This window comes from Gardnerella sp. 2492 (assembly GCF_050320365.1).
Lineage (GTDB): Bacteria > Actinomycetota > Actinomycetes > Actinomycetales > Bifidobacteriaceae > Bifidobacterium.
Map to the genome: position 1 here is coordinate 1258977 of NZ_CP186952.1, position 23733 is coordinate 1282709.

Sequence of the window (23733 nt, forward strand, 5' to 3'; positions counted from 1 at the left end):
CTAAAGTAAGTTCAGTAAGTTCAGTAAACACAGTAAGTGAGCCAAAACTTACTGGCAAAGCCTACCATGACGCCACAAGGCGTGTGTCTGCGATTGAGCGCAAACTTGCGAAATTAGAAGAGCAAAAGTCTGATATTGAAAATCGTATGGCTTCTTACGACCCGAGTGACTTCGTAGGTCTTCAGGCTCTTAATGAACAATTGCAGCAAAATGCGCAAGAAACTAGCGTTCTTGAAGAAGAGTGGATGGAGCTTTCTGAGCAGCTTTAACGCAAAAATTACTGAGCGTTAAGAAGATGAAATAGAAGATAACAGCCACGTGCTAAATTGTTGAGTTATGGCTCAAATCAAGGATATGTTGGAATCTGTGAAACCAATTCGCGTTGATGGACGTGCTGTTGATGAGCTTCGTCCTGTACGCATAACGCGTAAATTTACTGACGTTCCGGAAGGTTCTGTGCTTATTGAGTGCGGAAATACGCGAGTAATGTGTACTGCAACTTTTACGGTAGGTGTTCCTCGTTGGCGTAGAGATTCCGGTTGCGGTTGGGTAACTGCCGAATATTCTATGCTTCCGCGCGCTACTGCAGAGCGCACAGATCGTGAGTCTGTTAAGGGTAAAGTTGGTGGACGTACTCACGAAATTAGTCGTCTTATTGGTCGTTGCTTGCGTGGTGTAGTAGATATGAAGGCAATGGGCGAGACGCAAATTCAGATTGATTGCGATGTTTTGCAGGCTGATGGCGGTACGCGTACGGCTTCTGTTACTGGTGCTTATGTTGCGTTAGTTGATGCACTTCGTTGGGCAGAAAAGAATAAGCATATTAGTAGTGCGAATAAGGTTATAAAAGATTCTATTTCTGCAGTTTCTGTAGGTGTTATTAACGGTACGCCTATGCTTGATTTGCCGTATATTGAAGATAGTCAAGCTATGACAGATATGAATGTTGCTATGACTGGATCTGGTAAGTTTATTGAAATTCAGGGTACGGCTGAGCATCGTCCTTTTACTCGCGATGAATTGAATGTGCTTTTGGATTTGGCTGCAAAAGGTAATACTGAATTGCAGGAGATGCAGCGTAAGGCTTTGGAAAATTAATTAAGATTAAGGGAGAGCGGGCGTGAAGCTTGTTGTGGCAACGCATAATGAGGGCAAACTCGTTGAAATTAAGCGTATTCTAACCGAACAGTTATCGGATCATGCTGATGAAATTGAGCTTATGACTGCAGCTTCATTAGGATTACCTGATCCTGTTGAAACGGGCGTTACTTTTGAACAGAACGCACTGTTGAAAGCTAGGGATGTAGCTCAACGTACTGGATATCCTGCGATAGCTGATGATTCTGGTTTGATAGTTGATATTTTGGGTGCTGCTCCTGGCATTCTTTCTGCTCGCTGGAGTGGAGTTCATGGCGACGATCATGCGAATAATGCGCTTTTGCTTCGTCAGCTTTCTGATATTCCTGATCAGTGTCGTACAGCTCGTTTCCGTTGTGCTGCAGCTTTAGCTATTCCAGATGACTGTAGTGAAGTTCCGGAAGGTAGTGTTATGTCTCATGCTCATGGTTTTGAGACTGTACGTGTTGGTGAAATGACTGGACATCTTTTGCGAGCCGAGCAGGGAACTAATGGTTTTGGTTATGATCCTTTGTTTGTGCCTGATTCGCAGCCTATTCGAGATGGTGTTCGTATGGAAGGCCTTACTAACGCGCAGCTTACTTCTGACGAGAAAAATGCTATTTCACATCGCGGATACGCTTTGAGAGCTTTATTGCCGGAATTGCAAGCTATGTTTATGAAATAGTTTGATCAGATAAAACTAATAAAATTACTTTAGTTTCAGTAAATATTTTGCTTATTGCATGTGTAATTTTGCGTGCGTAAGTATACAAACGTGTATATTTGCTTAAAAATCACAAAGTGCGCGAGATGGGACTTGAACCCACACGTCGTAAGACACAGGAACCTAAATCCTGCGCGTCTACCATTCCGCCACTCGCGCGTCAGTTAGCAAATCAGCAGCAAGCAAATCAGCTAAGTAAAACCTATCGGACAATACAAATAGAACATTTATACACCCGAATGGGTTAGAGAGCCACTTGACAGAATCGAACTGTCGACCTTCTCATTACGAGGGAGACGCTCTACCGACTGAGCTAAAGTGGCATGTAGCCCGAGACGCATTCGCGACTCGCGCACAAATCAAATATCATATCATGTTTTTTGCAATTTGTCTAATTGGCGTGGCGTGTTAGAAGTGATGTTTCGTGTAAATCTCGTGTACTTCTGTCTTCTTTTGTGAGTATCTTGTGAAGTGGATGATTGTGATGCGATAGTTGCGTTACACACATTGTTCATACGTGTGAAAACAAAAGCTGTCATAGTAGCGGCATAAACCGCACATCACGTCACGTTACCGAATATGAAAGGACCAAAACAAATGGCCATCAATCCGCCAGTTGACGCCGTAAAGACTCCAGAGTGGGCTGCTTTACAGAAGCATTTCGATCAGTTGCAGTCTGAAGGCGTTTGCCTGAAGAAGTGGTTCGCTGAAGATGCGAACCGTGTGGATAAGTTGAGCTTCGAAGCTGGAGATCTCCACTTCGATCTTTCTAAGAATTTGATTAAGCCTGAAACGCTTAAGCTTTTCGCCGACCTTGCAAAGGCAGTTAAGCTTGACGAGCGCACTAAGGCAATGTACACCGGCGTGCACATTAACAATACCGAAGATCGTGCAGTGTTGCACACCGCTTTGCGTCGTCCTGCAGAGGATGCAGGCAAATTCATCGTTGACGGTCAAGATACCGTTGCTGATGTTCGTGAAGTATTGGGTCGCATTTACGATTTTGCTAACGAAGTTCGTTCCGGCGCTTGGAAGGGCGTTACCGGCAAGAACATCAAGACCGTTGTAAACATTGGTATCGGCGGCTCTGATTTGGGTCCAGTCATGGTTTACGAAGCCTTGAAGCCATACGCTGACGCTGGAATTAGCGCTCGCTACGTTTCTAACATTGATCCAAACGATATGGCAGAAAAGACCAAGGATTTGGATCCAGAAACCACGCTTTTCATCATTGTTTCCAAGACTTTCACCACTTTGGAGACTTTGACCAATGCTCGTACTGCTCGTACCTGGTTGCTTAACAAGCTTCAGGAGTGCGGTGCTATTGACGGAAGCGACGCAAAGAAGGCTGAAGCTGTTGCTAAGCACTTCGTGGCTGTTTCCACCAACCTTGAGAAGGTTGAAGAGTTCGGCATCAACCCAACCAACGCTTTTGGCTTCTGGAGCTGGGTTGGCGGCCGTTACTCTGTAGATTCCGCTGTTGGTACTTCTTTGGCTGTTGTCCTCGGCCCAGAGCGCTTCGAAGAGTTCTTGAAGGGCTTCCACGCAATCGATACTTACTTCGCTGAGACCCCATTCGAGAAGAATGTTGTGGTTCTTCTTGGTATGCTCAACGTTTGGTACCGCAACTTCTACAAGGTTGCTTCTCACGCTGTGCTTCCATACGATCAGTACTTGCACCGCTTCCCAGCTTATTTGCAGCAGCTCACCATGGAATCCAACGGTAAGTCTGTGCGCTGGGACGGCACTCCTGTAACAAGCGAAACCGGCGAAATCTTCTGGGGTGAGCCAGGCACCAACGGCCAGCACGCTTTCTACCAGTTGATTCACCAGGGCACTCAGCTTATTCCAGCTGATTTCATTGCTTTCGTGAACACGCCAAATCCTACTAAGGATGGCGATCAGGATGTGCACGAGCTCTTCTTGGGCAACTATCTTGCACAGACTAAGGCTCTTGCTTTCGGCAAGACTGCTGACGAAGTTCGCGCTGAAGGCACTCCAGAGGAGATTGTTCCAGCTCGCGTGTTCAAAGGCAACCGTCCAACCACTTCTATCTTCGGCGATGCTTTGACTCCATTTAGCTTGGGCGAGTTGATTGCTCTCTACGAGCACATCACCTTCGTTGAAGGCACTGTTTGGGGCTTGGATTCCTACGATCAGTGGGGTGTGGAGCTTGGCAAGCAGCTTGCAAAGCAGATTACTCCTGCAATTTCTAAGGATGATGAAGCTTTGGCAGCTCAGGATGCTTCTACTCAGAGCTTGATTCGTTTCTATCGCGCTCACCGCAAGTAAGTGCGTGCGTAGCAATCTCGTTTGATTGCTGATTTATAAGCCTCTTGGCGTATCTGTTCGTCAAGAGGCTTTTTATTTGTTTCTCTGCTTTTGTTATCGCTTGACACGATATTGTCGATATTTTATAATTAGCACGAACTTAAGGAGGTGATTCGCCGTGAAACATGACAGTAAAAGCCATAATTCGAATACTTGTGCTGATGAAGGTTCTGACACTATTGGTAGTAGTAGTTCGGACGTTCCTCCTGAATATATGAAGCCGGCAATCACCGAATTTAGGTTGTAAAATTGCGGAAATTATAACTTTCTAAGATTATAAATTGCGCAATTAAAAGACGTGGGTTCTGTCTATTTGCGCCTATAATGCGATCAATGGTGATACGGCTGCATAAAAATCTAAATAAAAATAATTAAACAGAAATAAACAAAATAGACGAAGGCGAACCCACTTATTGCCTATTCGAGGATTTTATTATGACCGTATTCACAACTTCGCGCAAAGAAGCCGCTGGTGCACAGATTGACGAGAACACTCGTTTCTGGTCCGATATTATTGTTTGCATCGGTATTCTTGCTGTTTTTGGCGTAACAGCATTTCTTTTGCAGCGTATCAATCAGCCTATTGGTCCGAAGGGGATTCCATCCACTGTATCAACTGATCTTATTAATCTTCCGTATTACACTCTTAGATCAGTATTCCGTATGATGCTTGCGCTTATTGCATCGCTTATTTTTACTATTATTTACGGCTCTCTTGCAGCGCGCAGCCGTCGTCTAGGTAAGGTTCTTATTCCTCTCCTAGATATTTTGCAGTCCGTTCCAATTCTTGGCTTCCTTTCTGCTACAGTTACGATTTGGCTCGTAATTTTCCCAGGATCAATGATGGGTGTTGAGGCTGCGTCTATTTTCGCTATTTTTACAAGTCAAGCTTGGAATATGACGTTCTCTTTCCATCGTTCACTGCTCAGTGAGCCGAAGGAACTTGATGAGGCTGTGCGTAGTTTGCAGCTTACTCATTGGCAGCGTTTCTGGGTTCTTGATATGCCGAACGCTATGATTCCTCTTCTTTGGAATTGCATGATGTCTGTTGGCGGCGGATGGTTCTTCCTTACTGCTTCAGAAATGATTTCTGTTAACAACCATACTTATGCTCTTCCTGGAGTTGGTAGTTTTGTGGCTCAGTCTGCTGCGCAAAACAAGCTTGGGAATATTTGGTGGGCTATCGCTTCAATGATTATTGTTGTGCTTGCCATTGATTTCTTCCTTTGGAAGCCGCTTACCGCTTGGGCTGAACGTTTCCGCATTACCCAGAGCGCTTCGGATGATGAGCGTCATAGTGCTATTTTAACTTTGATTCGTCATTCTCATGCTGATGAGGTTGTTAGTAAACTGTTTTCTCCGATTCGTGAATGGTTAGAAAAGATTACGCGCCCATTTGGTCGTACTGGAGCTAAGTGGCCTCGTAAGGCTTCTCAACGTAAGTTTGGAGATTTAGCTTTTAACGCTGTTATGATTCTGCTCGTCATTGTGGGTGCTGCTCAGCTGCTTTATTTTGTTGCTGTTACTTCTGGATTGCAGGAGTTTGCGAAGGCTGCAGCTTTTGGCGGCTTAACTTTCTTACGTGTGGCTGTTTTGATTGTGGTTAGCTCCATTATTTGGGTTCCGGTTGGCGTGCTGATTGGTATGAATCCTAAAATTTCTCGCATTATGCAGCCGATTGTGCAGATTCTTGCTAGTTTCCCTGCTAACTTCATTTTCCCATTCGCTATGATGTGGTTCCTTGCTTGGAATATTGATTTGGGTTGGGGAAGTATTATTTTGATGGCGCTTGGAACGCAATGGTATATTTTATTCAATGTTATTGCTGGTGCGAGTGCTATTCCTGATGATCTGCGCGAGATGACTCGTAGCTTCCGTTTGAGTAATGTTTTGCGTTGGAAGACTTTGATTTTGCCAGCTATTTTTGGTTCTTGGTGCACTGGTGGTATTACTGCTGCTGGTGGTGCTTGGAACGCCTCGATTGTTTCTGAAATTGTTGAATATGGCAAAAATCATATGGAAACTCAGGGTCTTGGTGCGTATATTACTTCTGCTACTACAGTTGGTGACTCTACGCGTACTTTAGTTGGCGTTACTGTTATGAGCTTGATTGTTGTGCTAAGTAATCGACTATTCTGGAGTCCTTTGCGTAAATATTCCGAAAAACGTTACGTTTTGGGATAAATCTTAAATAAATCTTAAAAAGTATTAAATAAAAATCTAAATTTATAAACTTACTGAATGAAATGAGTAGAACGGCGGATATTATGACTACCATCAAGAACAATGCAGTAAAAACTCCATCTTTAATAACAGGCGATATTATCGACGCAAAACACATAAGCCAAAGTTTTACATCCGATAGTGGAACTACCCAGCATGTGCTTCACGATATATCATTTACTTTACGAGAAGGCGAGATTGTAGCAATTCTAGGCCGTTCAGGTGCTGGAAAATCAACTTTCCTTCGTACTATGGCAGGTTTAATTCAGCCAACTGAAGGAACTGTTACGTATCGTGGACGCGAGCTTACAGGACCAAATCCTGGGGTTGCAATCGTGTTCCAAACCTTCGCGCTTATGCCTTGGCTTACTGTGCAAGATAATGTGGAGCTTGGATTGCGTGCTAGGGGAGTTAGTAAAGAGAAGCGTACAGAGCTTGCTTTAGCTGCTATCGATGCTATCGGTTTGGACGGCTTTGAAACCGCTTATCCAAAGGAACTTTCTGGTGGTATGCGTCAGAGAGTTGGTATTGCTCGCGCATTAGTACTTCGTCCAGACGCTTTATTCATGGATGAGCCGTTCTCTGCTCTTGATGTTCTTACTGCTGAAAACTTGCGTCAGGAAGTTCTTAAGCTTTGGTCTAGCGAGGAACGAGATATTAAATCTGTTCTTATTGTGACTCACAATATTGAGGAAGCTGTTCAAATGGCTGACCGTGTTGTTGTTCTTGGCTCTCATCCGGGTCATTTGATTGCTGATGTTGAGGTTGATTTGCCTCGTCCGCGCGACAAGCATAGTGCTGAATTTGAGTCAATGGTTGATAACTTGTACGCTATTTTGACAGGTTCTGCTCCTGATAGCACTTCGGAAGAGGAAAGCCAGAATGTGAGTGAGGATAATAGTCAGAATCAGTCTACTGAATCAGAAGATACTGAAGATACTGAAGCTGCAGCTATTGCAGATATGCTTATTCAACGTCACCGCGATGATGAAGATGAAGATAAGCAAAATGAGGATGACGATGAGTCAGGTGAAACTAAGCCTGAACCTGTTGCCGTGCATTTGCTCCCTAACGCAACTCCTGGCGGTATGGCTGGTTTGCTTGATGTGATCTCTGAGAATCCTGAAGGCATTGATTTGGCTGATTTGGCTGCTGATTTGTCGTTTGAAATCGATGATTTGTTCCCTCTGGTTGATGCTGGAACTATGTTGAATCTTCTTACTGCTGATAACGGCCATATTACCATTACTCCGGAGGGTGAAGAGTGGCATAATGCCGATATTTTGCACAGTAAGCAGGTGTTTGCACGTTTAGCTATTGAGCACGCTCCGTTAGTTCATGCTATTGATCAGGCATTAAGCCGTAATCGTAATGGTAAGCTTCGCGGTGAGTTGATTTTAGATTTATTGCGTAGTAAGCATACTGATGCGCTTGCTCGTCAGCAGTTCGATATTGCAATTAGCTGGGGTCGTTACGGTGAGCTGTTCGATTATGATGCTGATGATGATGAGCTGACTCGCACTGTTGAAACTGCTCCTCTCGATGGAGTTGTGCGCTGAAATAGTGCGGAATAATGCTCAATAATGTCCATTATTGAGCATAAATTTGGTATTTGTATGCTTTCGATAAGAGGATGCCGCATAGTTCTTTTATCTTTAATGTCTAGTCGCTTCTTTTAGTGAGATTGCGCGGATCGAAAGCCCCCAAAGAGCAAACTTTTTGGGATAGATAGCCGATTTTTCATTAGTTTTGATTTCGGCGTGACTTGCGCTGGTATGCGGCGGCGTTGGAGGAATTATTATGGTGAATGCTGTAGAAGCATTTGATGCTAAGCATCTTAAGGCTGCTGAAGAAATTCCAGCTTTCCGTCCTGGCGATACCGTTGATGTCAACGTTAAGATTCAGGAAGGCAACAACACTCGTATTCAGACCTTCACCGGCGTGGTGATTGCTCGTAAGGGTGCTGGCGTTCGCGAGACTTTCGTTGTGCGTAAGGTTAGCTTCGGCACTGGTGTTGAGCGTCGCTTCCCACTTCATTCCCCAGCTATCGATTCGATTAAGCTGGTTCGTAGTGGTCGCGTTCGTCGCGCTAAGCTTTACTACTTGCGCGCTTTGCGTGGTAAGGCTGCTCGTATTGCCGAGCGTCGCGATAACTCTGCTAAGTAAGCAGTGTTTCGTAAGCTTTTTCGTAAAGCCTATAAGCACAGGTAGTTTTACCTAACTATTTACACAAGGTTGAAGGTTATTATGGCGTCCGATGGCACACAGTTAAGCGATAATCATATTGTAAATGTGGCTGGCCATGGTATTGATCCTTCGCCTGTGCCGCCGGAACCGGAAGATACTAATGTGTCTTCCGGTTTCCAGCTACCTAGAGGTCTACGCGCACGTCATTCTAATTCTGCTCTTCATGCAAAGTCGCGTAAGTCTTCTTTTCTTGATTCGCTACTGTGGTTTATTTGCCCAGTAATTTTAGTGATTTTGCTTCGCGTTTTCGTCTTTGGTGTTTATGTTATTCCTTCCGGCTCTATGATGGACACTATTCAAGTTGGCGATTATGTGCTTACTTCTAAGTTGACTCCTGGAATGTTTCCTCTTCATCGTGGAGATATCGTAGTGTTTGAGGATCCTGCTCACTGGTTGAATGGTGAGTCAGCTGCTGCTGGAAGTAAAGATTTAATTAAGCGTCTTATTGGTCTTCCTGGCGATGTTGTTGAGTGCGAAGGGCCTGGTGAGCCAGTTAAAGTTAATGGCGTTGCTGTGCACGAATCTGCTTATATTAAGCCTGGTGTTGATCCTAGTTCGTTCCCGTTTAAGATAAAAGTTAAGCCTGGCCACGTATTTGTGCTTGGTGATAATCGTTCTAATTCTGCAGATTCTCGTTACCATAAGAATGATGGTGACGATGGTTTAGTTCCTATTTCTAAGATTAAAGGCGTTGCGTTAGTGCGTTGCTGGCCTTTGAACCGAGCTGGTATTTTAGAGGATCACACTGATGCGTTTGACGATGTTCCTAATTCGTCTAAATAATTAAGGTTTTTATGTCAAATTCAGATAACGTTCCTTTAGTTCCTTCTCTTCAATTTGAGAGAGATTTGTTAGCTGAAGGATACGATTTTGTTATTGGTCTCGATGAAGTTGGGCGAGGTTCTTTAGCGGGCGTAGTAATGGTTGGTGCTGCGATTGTAGGAAGTGAGCAAGTTGAGACAGAAGATATTCCTCAAGGACTTGCAGATTCAAAACTTCTTACTGAGCATCGTCGTGAAAATCTAATTTCTCCGTTAAAAAATTGGTGCACTTCGTGGGCTGTTGGTTCTTGCACTAATAGTGAAATTGATGAGTGGGGTATAAGTTATGCTCTTGGAGTTGCAGCTCTTAAAGCAATTTCTGAAGCAGAAACGAAACTTTCTAATATATTGTCACTTGAAGGTAAGCGAATTGCTGCTATTTTAGATGGTCCTTGCGATTATATTGATAAAGTTTTAAACACTTTTGATGCTCCTGAAGTTCCAATTCCGGCGAAAATTCACACTTTAGTTAAAGCAGATCGTAAGTGTGCTAGCGTTGCTGCTGCAGCAGTTATAGCGAAAGTTACTCGAGATAATATTATGATTCAACTTTCTAAAGATTCTCGTTATTGCGCGTATGAGTGGGATAAAAATAAGGGTTACGGTTCTAAAGCTCATCGTGAAGCAATTTCGAAATATGGGCCTAGCGATTTGCATAGGCTTTCCTGGCATCTTTCTTAAATTATTTACATAATTATCTTTTAGACTTAATTGCTGAATTACTTGCATTTACTTTGTTTTTAATTACTGTTTTTAAGCGTTACTTTTAGTGCCGAACGGCGTGTTGATGCCGCGATATTAGCGTAATCTTAGGAAGCGAGTGGTTGGTGTGTTTAATGTTAAGAATCTTTTGAAAAGGATTGGGAGATGATTAGTCGTTTCTTTGCGTTCGTGCCTGGTGTAAAACACTTGGTGGCTTTAAGAGCGGCAAGTTTATTACTTTCTTCCCTAATGAATATTGGTTTCGTATACGTGTGCGTAGGTTTACTTTCGCCAGTTTTACGTCCGGTTAAAAGTTCATCACACTCACTTGTTACTTCTTCTATAGAAATTACGCCTTACATAGTTGCTCTTATAGTAATAGTTCTAGTTAAATATGTTTCTTTTCACGGATCTTGCACTTTAGGCGCAGAAATTGGCACTAAGGTTGCTATGCGTCTGCGTCCAAAAATGTTAAGAGCTATTCTGTCTTTGCGATCTGTAAAAGCTGATGAGAGTAATTCTTACAACTCTGCTACTACTGTTAACGACGATGTGTCTTGGATACAGAGTTGGGCTGGTTTGCTGATTCCTCAAATTATTGCGTCAATTCCTATACCGTTTATTGTTTGCGGAGTTTTATTTACTGTTAATCCTGCTATTGCTAGTATTTCTGCTATTTCTGCAATATTTGCGTTTGCGACTCTTGTTTGTTCTCTTTTAAATGTTTCTGTTGCTGCGCGCTGTGTTTGTGCTTTGTTCGCTTATGCATCTACTGCTGTAGCAATTATTTCTACAGTTTGGCTTTCTTCAGTTAAGGGTGTCGGTTTAGCTGCCGCACTGCTAACTATGCCTTTGCTAATGCTAAGCGTGGAGCCTCTTCGTAGAGTCGGTCGCCAAATGTATGTTGTGCGTCACGCGACTCACGGTTTGATTCGTATGCATGCTTTACTTGAACGAGTTGTTGATTCTGAAGCTCCTGTTTCTTTTACTGATGATTCTACGAGTCTTAAACTTCCAGACGGTGCAACACACGTATCTTTACATGTGCGCTGTGAGATTCCTGCTGATGAGCATCATAGTAGAGCCAGAATGTCGTTTATAGCGCAAGATGGTGTGCTTAATATTGTTCCGCAGCAGTACAATCAGCTACTTCGGAAATATGTGTTATCTGGCACAGGTTTTAACGATAACGCTGATGTTGCGCTGTACTATAGCGATAAGTATGATACGCTGCAAAGTGCTGATTTTTCACCATTTGTTGCTTCTGATCGTTTGAATGAGACGCAAAATTCGTCTTATATTTCTTTGTGTAATGCTGCTCCTGGAGCTTTAGCTGATGTTGTTACTTTAGTTAGTGAGCGTAGTCATTTATTTGCTACTACTTTACGTAATAATCTTCTTATGGCTTCTTCGAAAGCCACTACAACTTCAATGTGGGATGCTCTTCGTCAAGCACATGTGGATGGAGTTGTGTATGCGGATTATGACGGTTTGGATTTGCGAATTGATCGCATAGAAGATAATCATGAGAATATTTTGCGCAGAATGTTAATTGCTAGAGCAATGTTGCGTCATACTCCAGTTTACATTTTTGACTATTCTGCTGAAAATATAAGCGATCAGGAATCTTCTCAAATACTAAGCATGCTTCGTCGTTTGGCTAGAAGCGCAACAGTTCTGGTTTTAATGCCTAATTCTGTTGGAATTTCTAAATCTGATTTAAGCGTTGATGTTGACGTGTACAGATATCCAGAAGATAAGCAAGTAAAACAGACGAAAGTTGAGTCTAAAAAGTTTTCTGGTTCTAACGATTCTAATTTAGTTACGAGCCATGTTTTGCGTTATGAAATTCGTGAAATATCTACTTTTGCTAAAGTTGCTTTTGGTATTATTTCTACTTTCGCAACTCTTATAAATATTATTGCCACTGTACTTATACCTGTTTGTACTGTAGCTGCTATGTTTGCTGAGGCTGGAAGAAATATATGCAATTTAACAACTCAGCAGTTTATTATGGTTTCCGTTATTTGTATGACTATTAGAGCGTTTACTCTTCTGCTTTCTTTTGCTGGTGTAGATATGCATCATGCGCATTTGCATCGTGCTGGTATAAGTATGAGCGTAGGAATGATTGTTGCGGTTATACCGATTGTTGCATTGTTGAATTATTTCCATCAGCGACTTGCTGTTGTGTCTGTTGTTCTTTTGGTAATAATAACTTTTGTTATTCCTCTAATTTTCCGTTTGCGTTCAAGAAGCGTTATGGCAAAGGTTCGTGCTGAGCAGCATGCTGTTGAGCTTGAAGCTGATGATGTGGAGCTTGGTATAGATGAGGTTCTTGCTTATCGTCAAGGCGAGCGTTGTGTTAATGCCATGATGGTTACTATGAATAAGTTAGCGCAACAGAATATGCGTCTAAATCGTAGGATTGGCAGAATGACAGCGCTTGTTATGTCTTGCGCTCTTATTGGCATAGCTTATGCTGTGATGCTTATTTCTCAGACTATGCATCCTGCTCCGTCAAATATTCCAGCGTGGAGTACGGTTTATGTTGTTATGGCAGTAATTGTTCTTGTCAGTGTAACGCAGCAGGTTGTAGATGTTGTTCTTCGACGCATACCTTGGGCTGTAGATATGCGAACTATGCCTTTATCTCACAGGAAAGCAAATAAACTTAGGAAGCTTCAAAAAATCAAAGATTCTAATAATTCTTTGAATCAGAAAACAGAAAAAGCTTCTTTTTCAGGCTCTAAAAGTAAGTAGAGGCTGCATTGAGTAGCACTTATCGTTCCTTGCGCTCAAAGCGCAAGTTTTCGCATCGTAAAAGCCTTTCTCGCTCAGCCAAAGCATTAATATGGTTGATTATTCTTGCTGTGATCATTGGAATCGCAATAGGTCTTTTGCTTCCAAAATTTAATCGCACTGCGGCTCAGCTTACAGGCGAGTATGAGTCTAGTGGGCAGGCTGCAGAAGTTCTTCGTACTTTGAAAGTGTCGAAACCGCATAGAAGTGGCTATGATCGCACTCTTTTTGGGTATCGTTCAACAGATGTTGATGGTAATGGCTGTGATGTTCGCGAAGATGTTTTAGCTAGAGATTTAGTTAATGTTCGTTTTCGTTATGCTGGCTCTTGCCAAGTACGTTCTGGGTTGCTTCATGATCCTTACACAGGTTTAGATATTCAATTTGTTAGGGGACGTAAAACTAGTTCTCTTGTTCAAATCGATCACGTGGTTGCATTGGAGAACGCATGGCAATCTGGAGCGTGGCATTGGAGTAAATCTAAGCGTATTAGTTTTGGCAACGATATGCTTAATTTGCTTGCAGTTCAAGGTAAAGCTAATGAAGATAAAGGCTCTGCTTCTGCAGCTTACTGGCTTCCATCTAATAAGAAGTTCCGTTGCGATTATGTAGCTCGTCAAATTGCTGTGAAAAGTAAGTATTCTCTTAGCGTAACTGATGAAGAAAAGCGATCTATGGCCTTAATTTTGCATAATTGTAATGCTCAAAAATTGCCTGAAAGATGAAATTTTATATACGATACTTTTGAAATAATATTTGTAATTTTGTGTAGAGTCTTATTTTTGGAGTATATGATAAAACTATGTCTCGTATCTTGTATGAATTGCGTAACCCTTCTACCTATAAGCGTGCTTTATTTGCATTTCTGAAGGCAGTACTGTTTAGTCCGCGTACTCTTTTTCGTTATGTTAATGCGCGTCCGTTGCGTTATTTTACTGGGTTCTTTGCGTTTTTACTTGCCTGGTCTATGCTTCTTATTCCTAGTGCGTACGTTGTAGAAGAGCCTGGTCCTACTCAAGATGTGTTAGGTAAATCGTATGGTGAACCTGTAATAACAGTAACTGGTTTGAAGAAGCCTGTTGATGAGGATCCTGGCAAATTGCTTCTTCTTACTGTTGATGCTTCTGGTGTTCCTGGCTATGAGGTTCCTACAGTGTCTGCATTATTGGCTTGGAATAATCCTCGTAGTGCGATTACTCCTGTTGAGGCAGTGGTTCCTGCAGGGCAGGATGCTGATGCTTATGAGAAGGAGTCTAATGATGAGATGAACACTTCTCAATCTTCAGCTCAGGATGTTGCTCTTGAGTATGCTCGTAAAAAACTTGGTATTTCTACTGACGGTGTGAAAGTTAAGCTGCATATTGATGAAATTGGTGGGCCTTCTGGTGGAATGATGTATACGCTTGGTATTCTTGACAAGCTCACTGACGAGCATGAAACTGGTGGAAAAATTATTGCTGGAACTGGAACTATTGATAAGTCTCTTAAAATTGGTGCTATTGGCGGTATTCGCTTGAAGATGCTTGGTGCTCTTAGAGATGGCGCTACCTGGTTTTTAGCTCCTTACGATAATTGTGATGAAGTTGTTGGCCATGTGCCGTCAGGTCTTAAAGTTGTTAGCGTTAACACTTTAGATGATGCTTGGAAAGCGTTGAAAGCTATAGGATCTGGTAAAGGAACTGATAAGCTTCCAACCTGCAAAGTTTATTAATTAAGTTTATTAAACTTTGGCGCTCGCATAAGTTGGGTTATAGGCCAAAAGTGTGTAAGAAATCTTATATTAAGTCTTGCAATACAAGAGTTTTGCGCTAATCGAATCTGTTTAGAGACCCTCGCGCAGAACGCTTACTGCATTATGGTCTCATTCTGCCTGTTTAGAGGCTCTCGCGCAGTTGGCGCGCTGCATTAGTGTCTCATTACCGTTATTTTCTCAGTCGGCCATCTGAGTTAGTAACGGTGTTTGGGTGATTAGCGTTATTTTCTCAGATACTTGACTGAGTTAGTAACAGTATTGAGTCTGCGGCTTATACCACAAGATATTCATCAGCTTAGCTTTTGACACTTTTGGTTTATGACCTTAAGTCTGTGATGAAAAACAAAAATCTTAAGCGGAAATGAGGCATATCCGCTTAAGATTCACGAAAGTGGGCGATGAGGGACTCGAACCCCCGACATCCACCGTGTAAAGGTGGCGCTCTAGCCAGCTGAGCTAATCGCCCGCTTGAAACAAGATACAGTATGGTATGTACGTTAAGCAAATTTATGCGTGTACCGCGTGTTCATAAGTTCATACGTGTGTGTTGCAGTTTTGAATAATTTTGTATCAATAGTTTATAGCGTGGCGTGCGTCTCAACAGTCGCGTACAGTATAGAGAACAAGAATTTGTGCTCAGGAGGTCAATTTTCGATGGCTCAGAAACCTGATACCGCTCGTAATGCTTCTGGAATGGAGCGTGTTGGTAGTCGTAAATTAGGTTATAACGTTGCGCAGGTTGATGCTTTTCTTGAGCGCGCGCACTCGTTGTATGAAACTGATGATGTTAGGCTCACTCAGCAGGACATTCAAGAAGTTTCATTTGATTTAGCGCGAAATGGCTATGTTATTAGTCAAGTTGATGCTGCTTTATCCCGTTTAGAACGTGCCGTTGTAGATAAAAACACTGAGTATGATTTAGCTCAGCGCGGACGCGTTGCGTGGAAAGCAGAAACTGAAGCTGTTTACCGTGATCTTTTGAAGCATGCTAAGCGAGATTATCGCAATAGGTTTGCTGAAGGTAAGAAGAGGCGTCCATCATACGATCGCAAACAAGTAGACGATATGGTCGATCAAACGCTTGATAAGATTGCTGTGATGCTCGGTGTTAAGCCTAATTGGGGTAATGATGCAGAGTATCTTGAGGATATCGATTCAACGTTTGTTTCTAACATAATTTTCACCCAGCGTTCTGGAAAGCATGGTTACGACGAGAGGCAAGTTGATTATTATTTGAATACTTGCATTCGTTTAATGAGTAGGTTGGAAGCGTATGAGCGTGTATCTCAATATGATTCTGACGATGAAGATTTTGCTTTTGAAAATAATTCTTATAATGATGAAAATATTCCAGCTTCGTTTGCTCCAAAGTCTTCTTCCGATAAGGACTCTCAGAATCAGGAGTTACCTAAATCTGTAGCTTCTTCTATGGCTGCTTTAGTAGCTGCTACAAATGCGAAGTCTGCTGCACACGAAACTTATCCTTCCTTTGCGCCTTCTGCAGCATCAGATTCGTCTTCTGCAGAGAACGTTTCTGAGCAAAATGAGGATTCAAATAAAGATAATATTCCTAACGTTCCGGTTGCTCCAAACTATGAGAAGCAAAGTATTTTCCCTCATGTAGAGCGCGACAATGACTCTTCGGATGATTTTAATGATTTAGACAAGTCTGAGCATGCTTTGTTTGATTCGCGTTCTTCTCATCGTGTGATCGATAACACTGATAGCGATGATGAGCTTTCTCAGAGTGCAACTGTTCTTAATAATCATTCTGACGAGGCAAAAGATTCGCAGCCTTTGCCTCCAATGTTCCCGCCAGCTCCTTCTAAGCGGTCTGCTAATCCAATTCCTTCTTTCCCTCCTGCAGCACCAAAATCAAGCAAGTCTGAAAGTAATGGATCTTCTGTTTTTGAGGAACAGCATAAGCTTAATTTAGATATTCCTGAGCTTTCTTTCCCAATTATGAATAGGCTTGGAACTTTAGATGACGACGATTCTGATGATTCCAGCGACGACAATCCTTTGTTGAACGATACTGATCGTAAGTAGTAATTTCTACAACGCTTTAAAGCATTATGCCGTTATATCGTGATGAAGCAGTTGTGCTTCGTACTTTTGATCTCGGTGAAGCAGATCGTATTGTTGTTCTGCTTACTAAAAATCACGGCAAAGTGCGTGCTGTAGCAAAGGGAGTAAGAAGACTTAAATCGCGCTTTGGCGGCCGCTTAGAGCCATTTATGCGTGTAGATGTGCTTCTTGCTAAGGGTAAGTCTTTAGACGTTATTTCTCAGGCTTCGTCTATTGCTGCGTATGCCGGCACTATTTGTTCCGACTATAATCTTTACGAGTACGCTAGCGTTATGTTAGAAACTGTTGACGCGCTTGTATCTGGAGAGTTTCAAGATTCTTCATCGCAATACACTCTTCTTATTTCGGCTCTTTCATCTCTTTGCCAACATAAACATTCTCCAAAAGCTATTGGGATGTCTTATGCTATGCGCTCGCTTTGTCTTGCCGGATGGTCTCCTCGCTTAGTTTCATGTGTTGTGTGTGGTAGGGAAGATGGTCTTCAATTTTTTGCTCCATCTGCCGGCGGAGTTATGTGTAATACTGACCACACTTCTGGATCTTATATTTGTGACGAAAACACTAGGAATTTACTAATTGCATTATCTAATGGAGATTGGAAAGTACTTGATTCAACTTGCGTTGACGAAAAAACAGTTATGTGCGTTGAACGCTGGTGTGAGTATTATCTGGAGCGTTCCCTTCGATCTTTTTCTGTTCTTTCGTAAGTTTTTTTGATAAATCTTGCTAGTAAGTTTTCTCACTTTGTGTTGATTCGTTCAATGGGGTTGTTACATTCTTAAGTATGGCTTTTGAAAACGTGGATTATACATCGCTTAATATTCCAGCGGCTCCTTTTAGTGACCCTTCTCGTATACCAGATTTTCCTAAAGGAAAAGTTCCTCGCCACGTTGGTGTGATTATGGATGGTAACGGTAGATGGGCTAAAGAGCGTGGAATGATTCGTACTGAAGGCCATAAAGCTGCGGAACCTGTTGTGTTCGATACTATTGCAGGGGCTATTGAAGCTGGAGTTCGTTACTTGAGTTTGTACACGTTTTCTACTGAAAATTGGAAGCGTTCGCCGCAAGAAGTACGCTTTTTGATGGGATTTTCTAGAGATATTATTCACAGACGCGTTTCTCAAATGAACGAGTGGGGTGTGCGAGTGCGCTGGGCTGGTCGTCGTCCTCGTTTGTGGAAGTCTGTTATTGACGAGTTAGAAAAAGCTCAAGAAATCACCAAGAATAACAAAACTATTGATGTTGTTTTTTGCTTAAACTACGGTGGACGAGCAGAAATTGCGGATGCTTGCGCGCAAATTGCTAAAGAAGTTCGTGACGGAAAGATTAAGGGCGATCGCGTTACAGAAAAAATGATTTCTGAACACTTGTATAATCCGGATATTCCAGACTGCGATTTAGTTATTCGCACTTCTGGCGAGCAGCGTACAAGTAATTTTCTTCCATGGCAGGCATCGTACGCAGAACTTGATTTTGTTCCGGAACTTTTCCCTGATTATGGTCGTGAAGCGCTTTGGAGATCTATTGATCGTTATGCGCATCGTGATCGCCGTTTTGGTGGAGTTAAGAACGCTTAATTTTCGTTTTTGCGTCGCTTAAGAATTTCATCAACCAACTCGTGCTTTGCGTCAATTTGCCCACTAAAACCAGGACGAATATCGAGTTTTAGTATAACTTCCGTTCTATGTCCCTGGTTTACTACAGCCATTGTTGCATCTTTTACTACGCGCATAACGTCATCAAATTCGCCTTCAATGTTAGTAAACATTGCGTTTGTCTCGTTTTTTAAACCAGAATCGCGTATTACTTGTACAGCATCTGCAACATACTCGCTTAACTCTTCTCCTACTCCGCTTGGAGCAATGCAGAGAGCTGCAACAGTATTGGTTTTATGAGTTTGAATTTTATTTTCGCTTTCTGCGCTCGCGTTTTCTTTTGTTTCGTTCATTTTTACTCGTTTCGATTGTGATTAATCTTAGCTATTTTTTATTGTATCTTTATTTTTCAGAATCTTTCGATAGTGCTTGTAAAGTGTTAACTTACTTATTTTTATAAATTAGAGTTTTAGAGTCAGAGGGTTTTTCTATAATAAACACCGTTTTCACCCGAATTTTCTTAAGATTTTACGAAAAAGGTGTATTGTGGCTGTTTCAAAGCTTGATGAAGTTGTTTCCTTGGCTAAGCGTCGAGGATTTGTGTTCCCTGCTGGCGAAATTTATGGTGGTACACGTTCTGCTTGGGATTATGGTCCTTTGGGCGTGGCTTTAAAAGATAACATCAAGCGTGAATGGTGGCGCGCAATGGTCACCACTCGTGGAGATGTAGTTGGTGTAGATACTTCTGTTATTCTGCCTTCCCAAGTGTGGGTTGCTTCCGGTCACGTTTCTGTATTCAATGATCCTTTGATTGAGTGCTTGAACTGCCATAAGCGTCATCGTGCCGATAAGCTCGAAGAGTCTTATGCTGAGAAGCACGGTGATAAGATGCCTGAGAATGGTTTGAAGGATATTGCTTGCCCAGATTGCGGTACTCGCGGAAACTGGACTGAGCCACGAGACTTCAATATGATGCTTCGTACTCATTTAGGGCCGGTTGAAGACGAAAATAGCTTGCATTATTTGCGTCCAGAAACAGCTCAGGGTATTTTTGTTGATTTCAAGAACGTTATGACTTCTACTCGCCAGAAGCCACCTTTTGGTATTGCGAATATTGGTAAGTCTTTCCGTAACGAAATTACTCCTGGAAACTTTATTTTCCGTACTCGCGAGTTTGAGCAGATGGAAATGGAGTTCTTTGTAGAGCCTGGAACTGACGAAGCTTGGCATCAGTATTGGATTGATACTCGCGTTCGCTGGTATGTTGATTTGGGTGTTAAGCCAGAAAACTTGCGCATGTATGAGCATCCTAAGGAGAAGCTCAGCCATTATTCAAAGCGCACTGTCGATATTGAGTACAAATTCGGCTTCCAGGGGTCTGACTGGGGAGAGCTTGAAGGTATTGCAAACCGTACAGATTACGATTTGTCTGCTCATGCTAAGCATTCCGGCGAGGATTTGAGCTACTTTAATCAGGCTACTGGTGAGAAGTACGTTCCTTACGTTATTGAGCCTGCTGCTGGTCTTACGCGTTCGCTTATGGCGTTCTTGGTTGATGCTTACGACGTTGATGAAGCTCCAAACACTAAGGGCGGAGTTGATAAGCGTACTGTTCTTCGTCTCGATCCGCGTTTGGCTCCTGTTAAGGCTGCTGTTTTGCCTCTGAGTAAGAAGCCAGAATTGCAGGCTGTTGCTCAAGATTTGGCTGCGGATTTGCGTCAGCATGATTGGGTTATTGATTACGATGAAGCTGGTGCTATTGGTCGCCGCTACCGTCGTGAGGATGAAATTGGTACGCCTCTGTGTGTAACAGTTGATTTTGATACTTTGGAAGACCACGCTGTAACAATTCGTGAGCGCGACACTATGCAGCAGGAGAGAGTTTCTCTCGACAAGGTTGCGGATTATGTTGCTAGCCGTATTAACGAGAAGCGCGTACGTTATCCTCAGGGTCCTGCTGAGATAGTTGGAACTCGTGCTGCTGATGGTGGTATGGATGTTTCTAAGGAAGTGGGAGAGGATGAGTCTAAGCCTGTGCAGATTGCTCAAGCTGGTGGCTTGTACTAACTTCTTCTAAAGACGTGCAAATGTCGCAGAATACTGTGGAAACTGGGATTGCGCAGGCTGATTCGGCTTGCGCAATCAAGCCAGTAAATTTAGGTAAAATTCACGTAGCTACTCCTGTAGTTCTTTCACCTATGGCTGGTATTACTAACTGGCCTTTTCGTGTAATTTGCCGCGAATATGGTCCTGATGGGCTTTATGTAGCAGAAATGATTACTGCGCGCGCATTGGTTGCAAGAAATCCAAAAGCTTTGCGTTTATGCCGTTTTGCGCCTAGTGAAAAAGTGCGTTCTTTGCAACTTTATGGAGTGAATCCTTCTATTGTTGAGCAGGCTGCACGAATTGTTGTTGATGAAAACATGGCTGATCATGTTGACTTAAACTTCGGCTGTCCGGTTCCAAAAGTTACAAGGCGCGGTGGCGGTTCTGCTCTTCCTTGGAAAACTGATTTGTTGCAGGAGATTTTGCATCGCGTTGTTGGCGTGTGTGAGCCAGCAGGAATACCTGTTACGGCTAAATTCCGTGTTGGTATTGATGAAGACCACGAGACTTTCATGCAAGCTGGCCATATTGCGCAAGAAGAGGGTTGTGCGGCTGTTACTTTGCATGCTCGTACAACTGCTGAATATTATGGCGGTCACTCTGATTGGCAGCGTATTGGTGAGCTTGTAGAGTCTCTTGATATTCCTGTTTTTGGAAATGGTGACATTTGGGGTGCGGATGATGCGCTAGCAATGTTTAAGGAAACTGGTTGCGCTGGCGTTGCTATCGGTAGAGGCTGTCAAGGTAGGCCGTGGATTTTTGCTGATATTCGATCTGCTTGCGAGGGTAGCGAAAGTCGCGTAAATCCAACTTTGTCAGAAGTTTGTTCTGTTATTTTGCATCATTTGCAGCTTCTTGTTGAGTTTTATGATGGCGACGAGCGTATGGCTGTGCATGATTTGCGCAAGCATGTAGCCTGGTATTTGAAGGGTTTTCCTGTTGGCGGCGGCACTCGTAAAAACTTTATGGAGTGCGAATCAATTGAAGATGTTAAGCGTAATATTGATATGCTTGATGGTTCGTTGCGTTTGCCTGAGCAGGTTTTAGACACGCCGCGAGGACGTGTTCGTTTTGCTAAAAAAGTTCATCTTCCTTATGGATGGTTAGATTCGCGTATAACCAATCATGAGGAACGTGAGGCTTTATTTGGTGACGATCCTATGGATGCCAGCTATTAAAATTTAATGCGAATTTCCTAAGTTTTTCTAGGGTTTTTCGGCTAGTATAATCGGCACTTTTACTTTTGTTTATTTAATTAAACATTTGTTGTATATTACACGTTAAGTATTTGCATAGTGCCGGGTGTATTATCAAAGAAGTGACATTTTTTCAGTTTTTATTGTTAAAACGTCGCCAATATCGAGCGTTTTGCGCTAAAGTATTGCGTAAACGTGCGTGAGTGACAGGAGACAACGGTGAGCGAGATTGCCCAGACTGACAATTTCAACGACAAAACCATCATCAAGGTAGTCGGCGTCGGTGGAGCCGGTGGTAACGCCGTCAACCGAATGATCACCGAGGGTTTGCAGAATGTAGAATTCGTAGCTATTAACACTGATGCTAAGGATTTGTTGCGTTCTGACGCTGATGTGAAGATTTCATTATCTGATGCTTCAAGTAGAGGCCTCGGCGCTGGTGCGGACCCTGAAAAGGGTGCTAAGGCGGCTCAGGATCATCAATCCGACATTGAAGAAGCATTAAAGGGCGCTGATATGGTGTTCGTTACATGCGGCGAAGGCGGTGGCACTGGTACAGGTGCCAGCCCAATCGTTGCGCGTGCAGCACATCAGCAGGGTGCGTTGACTATTGCTGTGGTTACGCGTCCATTTGGTTTTGAAGGACCACAGCGTGCAGCATCTGCGAAACTTGGTATCGAAAATCTTCGTAACGAAGTAGATGCGTTGATTGTGATTCCTAATGATCGTTTGTTGGAAATTTCTGATAGAACGATTGGTATTATTGATGCGTTCAAGACTGCTGATACTGCACTTCTTGCTGGTGTGCAAGGTATTACGGACTTGATTACCACGAATTCTTACATCCATGTTGATTTTTCCGATGTAACAGCTATTCTTCGTGGAGCTGGTACTGCATTGTTCGGTATTGGTTCTGCTAAGGGTGAAGATCGTGCTACTCAAGCTGCAGAGATTGCAATTAGTTCGCCACTGCTTGAAGAAAGCATTGAAGGTGCTCACGGTGCTTTGATTAACATCGCCGGCCCAAGCGATTTGAAACTTCAGGAAGCATCTGCTGCTACCGAGCTTGTTCGTAAGGCCATACATCCAGAAGCTCAGATTATTTGGGGTCTTTCCTTGGATGATTCCTACGGTGACGAAGTTCGCGTTACTGTTATTGCTGCAGGATTTGATTCTCATCCAAAAGCAGAAGAAGGAAGCAAAGCTGGTCAGTTTGTGGACATGCAGGCTGATGTGAAGTCTGTTGCACCAGCTCAGTCAACTTCTCCTGCACCTGCAAGTTTGCCTGTTTCTGCTCCAGCTCAGCCTGCTGCAACTAAGGTACAGTCTGTATTTGAAACTCAGCCTGCTCCTCAGCAGTTCCAGCCTATGAGCACTCCTCAGCAAACTGCTGAACCAGACGAATTGGATATTCCTGATTTTCTGCGTTAAATCATAACGAAGGGAGGGTCGCTTCATGGCTGGGTTTATGAAGAACATGATGTCGTATGTTGGTATGGCAGATGTTCCAGAAGATGATGATTACGTTGAGCAGGAAGCTCAAGATACTTCCTTCGACAATGATCATTCAGTTGCTTCTGCGACTTCTCAGCGTTCTGATGTTTCTCGTGCAGCAAGTCCTCGCACGACAAGCGTTGGTCGCATGAGCCGTATTACTACGATTCACCCTAAGTCTTACGATGATGCGCAGCTCGTTGGTCGCGCTCTTCGTGACGGTACACCAGTAGTGTTGAATCTTACTGGAGTTACTGAGTCAGTAGCGTATAGAATCGTTGATTTTTCTGCTGGAGTTGTGTTTGGTGTGCGAGGATCGATTGAGAGAGTAACGCCTAGAGTGTTCCTTCTCAGCCCAGCACAGGTAAATATAAAAGTTGAAGATGCTCCAGTAAACGGTGCTGCTAGAGATTTGTTCTCGTAAATTTTCTAGTAAGCAAGCTTAAACTGCTGAACTATGTATATGTGCAGATGAAGGCAATGTTTCTAAAGAAGCATTGCCTTCACTATTTAGCAAATATAAATTTTTG

Annotated in this window: 20 protein-coding genes, 3 tRNA genes and 1 pseudogene; 20 read left to right on the forward strand and 4 right to left on the reverse strand. The window is 42.9% G+C overall.

What is annotated here, in order from left to right:
• Positions 1–35: 35 nt before the first annotated feature.
• The 3 genes and pseudogenes from ACPFYS_RS04925 to ACPFYS_RS04935 form a co-directional block, all read left to right on the forward strand.
• Positions 36–269, forward strand: a pseudogene (locus tag ACPFYS_RS04925) (ABC transporter C-terminal domain-containing protein); the annotation flags it as partial.
• 67 nt (positions 270–336) lie between these two features.
• Entirely contained in the window at positions 337–1098 is a 762-nt protein-coding gene (rph, locus tag ACPFYS_RS04930; RefSeq protein WP_427876357.1) for a ribonuclease PH, read from the forward strand.
• Positions 1099–1120: 22 nt separating this feature from the next.
• Positions 1121–1804: a non-canonical purine NTP pyrophosphatase gene (locus tag ACPFYS_RS04935; RefSeq protein ID WP_427876359.1), complete on the forward strand. Its 684-nt coding sequence runs from the start codon at positions 1121–1123 to the stop codon at positions 1802–1804.
• 117 nt (positions 1805–1921) lie between these two features.
• Here the strand turns inward: ACPFYS_RS04935 and ACPFYS_RS04940 are convergent.
• Both ACPFYS_RS04940 and ACPFYS_RS04945 read right to left on the reverse strand, forming a co-directional pair.
• A tRNA-Leu gene (locus ACPFYS_RS04940) sits at positions 1922–2002 on the reverse strand.
• A gap of 91 nt (positions 2003–2093) precedes the next feature.
• A tRNA-Thr gene (locus tag ACPFYS_RS04945) sits at positions 2094–2166 on the reverse strand.
• Between the two features lie 274 nt (positions 2167–2440).
• Between ACPFYS_RS04945 and pgi the strand changes: the two genes are divergently transcribed.
• From pgi to ACPFYS_RS04995, 10 genes are all read left to right on the forward strand, one after another.
• Positions 2441–4135 (forward strand): glucose-6-phosphate isomerase, encoded by a 1695-nt coding sequence (gene pgi / locus ACPFYS_RS04950; RefSeq protein ID WP_427877666.1) that lies wholly within the window; start codon positions 2441–2443, stop codon positions 4133–4135.
• A gap of 157 nt (positions 4136–4292) precedes the next feature.
• Positions 4293–4421: a hypothetical protein gene (locus tag ACPFYS_RS04955; protein WP_427876361.1), complete on the forward strand. Its 129-nt coding sequence runs from the start codon at positions 4293–4295 to the stop codon at positions 4419–4421.
• A gap of 188 nt (positions 4422–4609) precedes the next feature.
• On the forward strand, positions 4610–6358 hold the full coding sequence (locus ACPFYS_RS04960; protein WP_427876363.1) for an ABC transporter permease: 1749 nt from the start codon (positions 4610–4612) through the stop codon (positions 6356–6358).
• 83 nt (positions 6359–6441) lie between these two features.
• The gene (locus ACPFYS_RS04965; protein ID WP_427877667.1) at positions 6442–7956 is read left to right on the forward strand and encodes an ATP-binding cassette domain-containing protein; all 1515 of its coding nucleotides are present in this window, start codon (positions 6442–6444) and stop codon (positions 7954–7956) included.
• Between the two features lie 241 nt (positions 7957–8197).
• Positions 8198–8563: a 50S ribosomal protein L19 gene (gene rplS / locus ACPFYS_RS04970; protein WP_004105329.1), complete on the forward strand. Its 366-nt coding sequence runs from the start codon at positions 8198–8200 to the stop codon at positions 8561–8563.
• A gap of 81 nt (positions 8564–8644) precedes the next feature.
• A complete protein-coding gene (gene lepB, locus ACPFYS_RS04975) occupies positions 8645–9427 on the forward strand; it encodes a signal peptidase I (protein WP_427876366.1) in 783 nt (260 codons plus the stop codon).
• An 11-nt stretch (positions 9428–9438) separates the two neighbouring features.
• Complete coding sequence (locus ACPFYS_RS04980) at positions 9439–10146, forward strand: ribonuclease HII (RefSeq protein WP_427876368.1); 708 nt, start codon at positions 9439–9441, stop codon at positions 10144–10146.
• Between the two features lie 186 nt (positions 10147–10332).
• Positions 10333–12930, forward strand: a complete 2598-nt coding sequence (locus tag ACPFYS_RS04985; RefSeq protein WP_427876370.1) for an ABC transporter transmembrane domain-containing protein — start codon at positions 10333–10335, stop codon at positions 12928–12930.
• 29 nt (positions 12931–12959) lie between these two features.
• Complete coding sequence (locus ACPFYS_RS04990) at positions 12960–13694, forward strand: HNH endonuclease family protein (RefSeq protein WP_427877668.1); 735 nt, start codon at positions 12960–12962, stop codon at positions 13692–13694.
• Between the two features lie 77 nt (positions 13695–13771).
• Positions 13772–14680, forward strand: a complete 909-nt coding sequence (locus ACPFYS_RS04995) for a YlbL family protein (protein WP_427876371.1) — start codon at positions 13772–13774, stop codon at positions 14678–14680.
• A 434-nt stretch (positions 14681–15114) separates the two neighbouring features.
• On the opposite strand, the gene ACPFYS_RS05000 is transcribed toward ACPFYS_RS04995, so the two are convergent.
• Positions 15115–15188: transfer RNA gene (locus ACPFYS_RS05000), tRNA-Val, on the reverse strand.
• Positions 15189–15376: 188 nt separating this feature from the next.
• Here ACPFYS_RS05000 and ACPFYS_RS05005 point away from each other — a divergent pair.
• From ACPFYS_RS05005 to ACPFYS_RS05015, 3 genes are all read left to right on the forward strand, one after another.
• Entirely contained in the window at positions 15377–16771 is a 1395-nt protein-coding gene (locus tag ACPFYS_RS05005) for a DivIVA domain-containing protein (RefSeq protein ID WP_427876372.1), read from the forward strand.
• 26 nt (positions 16772–16797) lie between these two features.
• The gene (gene recO / locus ACPFYS_RS05010; protein WP_427876374.1) at positions 16798–17517 is read left to right on the forward strand and encodes a DNA repair protein RecO; all 720 of its coding nucleotides are present in this window, start codon (positions 16798–16800) and stop codon (positions 17515–17517) included.
• Positions 17518–17594: 77 nt separating this feature from the next.
• A complete protein-coding gene (locus ACPFYS_RS05015) occupies positions 17595–18389 on the forward strand; it encodes an isoprenyl transferase (protein ID WP_427876376.1) in 795 nt (264 codons plus the stop codon).
• Here ACPFYS_RS05015 and ACPFYS_RS05020 read toward each other — a convergent pair.
• Positions 18386–18760, reverse strand: coding sequence for an MTH1187 family thiamine-binding protein (locus ACPFYS_RS05020; RefSeq protein WP_427876378.1), 375 nt, complete (start codon positions 18758–18760; stop codon positions 18386–18388). The two genes, ACPFYS_RS05015 and ACPFYS_RS05020, sit on opposite strands and share 4 nt — an antisense overlap.
• Before the next feature lie 193 nt (positions 18761–18953).
• On the opposite strand from ACPFYS_RS05020, the gene ACPFYS_RS05025 reads away from it, so the two are divergent.
• From ACPFYS_RS05025 to ACPFYS_RS05040, 4 genes are all read left to right on the forward strand, one after another.
• Positions 18954–20474: a glycine--tRNA ligase gene (locus ACPFYS_RS05025; RefSeq protein ID WP_427876380.1), complete on the forward strand. Its 1521-nt coding sequence runs from the start codon at positions 18954–18956 to the stop codon at positions 20472–20474.
• A 20-nt stretch (positions 20475–20494) separates the two neighbouring features.
• Positions 20495–21691 (forward strand): tRNA dihydrouridine synthase DusB, encoded by a 1197-nt coding sequence (gene dusB, locus ACPFYS_RS05030; RefSeq protein WP_427876382.1) that lies wholly within the window; start codon positions 20495–20497, stop codon positions 21689–21691.
• 237 nt (positions 21692–21928) lie between these two features.
• Positions 21929–23140 (forward strand): cell division protein FtsZ, encoded by a 1212-nt coding sequence (ftsZ, locus tag ACPFYS_RS05035; RefSeq protein ID WP_427876384.1) that lies wholly within the window; start codon positions 21929–21931, stop codon positions 23138–23140.
• Between the two features lie 25 nt (positions 23141–23165).
• Positions 23166–23627, forward strand: a complete 462-nt coding sequence (locus ACPFYS_RS05040) for a cell division protein SepF (protein ID WP_427876386.1) — start codon at positions 23166–23168, stop codon at positions 23625–23627.
• Positions 23628–23733: the final 106 nt, after the last annotated feature.

Bases quoted from the DNA above. Each gene is read 5' to 3' on its own strand.
- dusB (WP_427876382.1), top strand. From the start codon at position 20,495: ATGTCGCAGAATACTGTGGAAACTGGGATTGCGCAGGCTGATTCGGCT.
- pgi (WP_427877666.1), top strand. From the start codon at position 2,441: ATGGCCATCAATCCGCCAGTTGACGCCGTAAAGACTCCAGAGTGGGCT.
- ACPFYS_RS05020 (WP_427876378.1), bottom strand. From the start codon at position 18,760: ATGAACGAAACAAAAGAAAACGCGAGCGCAGAAAGCGAAAATAAAATT.
- recO (WP_427876374.1), top strand. From the start codon at position 16,798: ATGCCGTTATATCGTGATGAAGCAGTTGTGCTTCGTACTTTTGATCTC.
- ACPFYS_RS05015 (WP_427876376.1), top strand. From the start codon at position 17,595: ATGGCTTTTGAAAACGTGGATTATACATCGCTTAATATTCCAGCGGCT.
- rplS (WP_004105329.1), top strand. From the start codon at position 8,198: ATGGTGAATGCTGTAGAAGCATTTGATGCTAAGCATCTTAAGGCTGCT.
- ACPFYS_RS04980 (WP_427876368.1), top strand. From the start codon at position 9,439: ATGTCAAATTCAGATAACGTTCCTTTAGTTCCTTCTCTTCAATTTGAG.
- ACPFYS_RS04965 (WP_427877667.1), top strand. From the start codon at position 6,442: ATGACTACCATCAAGAACAATGCAGTAAAAACTCCATCTTTAATAACA.
- ACPFYS_RS05005 (WP_427876372.1), top strand. From the start codon at position 15,377: ATGGCTCAGAAACCTGATACCGCTCGTAATGCTTCTGGAATGGAGCGT.
- ACPFYS_RS04985 (WP_427876370.1), top strand. From the start codon at position 10,333: ATGATTAGTCGTTTCTTTGCGTTCGTGCCTGGTGTAAAACACTTGGTG.
- rph (WP_427876357.1), top strand. From the start codon at position 337: ATGGCTCAAATCAAGGATATGTTGGAATCTGTGAAACCAATTCGCGTT.
- lepB (WP_427876366.1), top strand. From the start codon at position 8,645: ATGGCGTCCGATGGCACACAGTTAAGCGATAATCATATTGTAAATGTG.
- ACPFYS_RS05040 (WP_427876386.1), top strand. From the start codon at position 23,166: ATGGCTGGGTTTATGAAGAACATGATGTCGTATGTTGGTATGGCAGAT.
- ACPFYS_RS04995 (WP_427876371.1), top strand. From the start codon at position 13,772: ATGTCTCGTATCTTGTATGAATTGCGTAACCCTTCTACCTATAAGCGT.
- ACPFYS_RS04960 (WP_427876363.1), top strand. From the start codon at position 4,610: ATGACCGTATTCACAACTTCGCGCAAAGAAGCCGCTGGTGCACAGATT.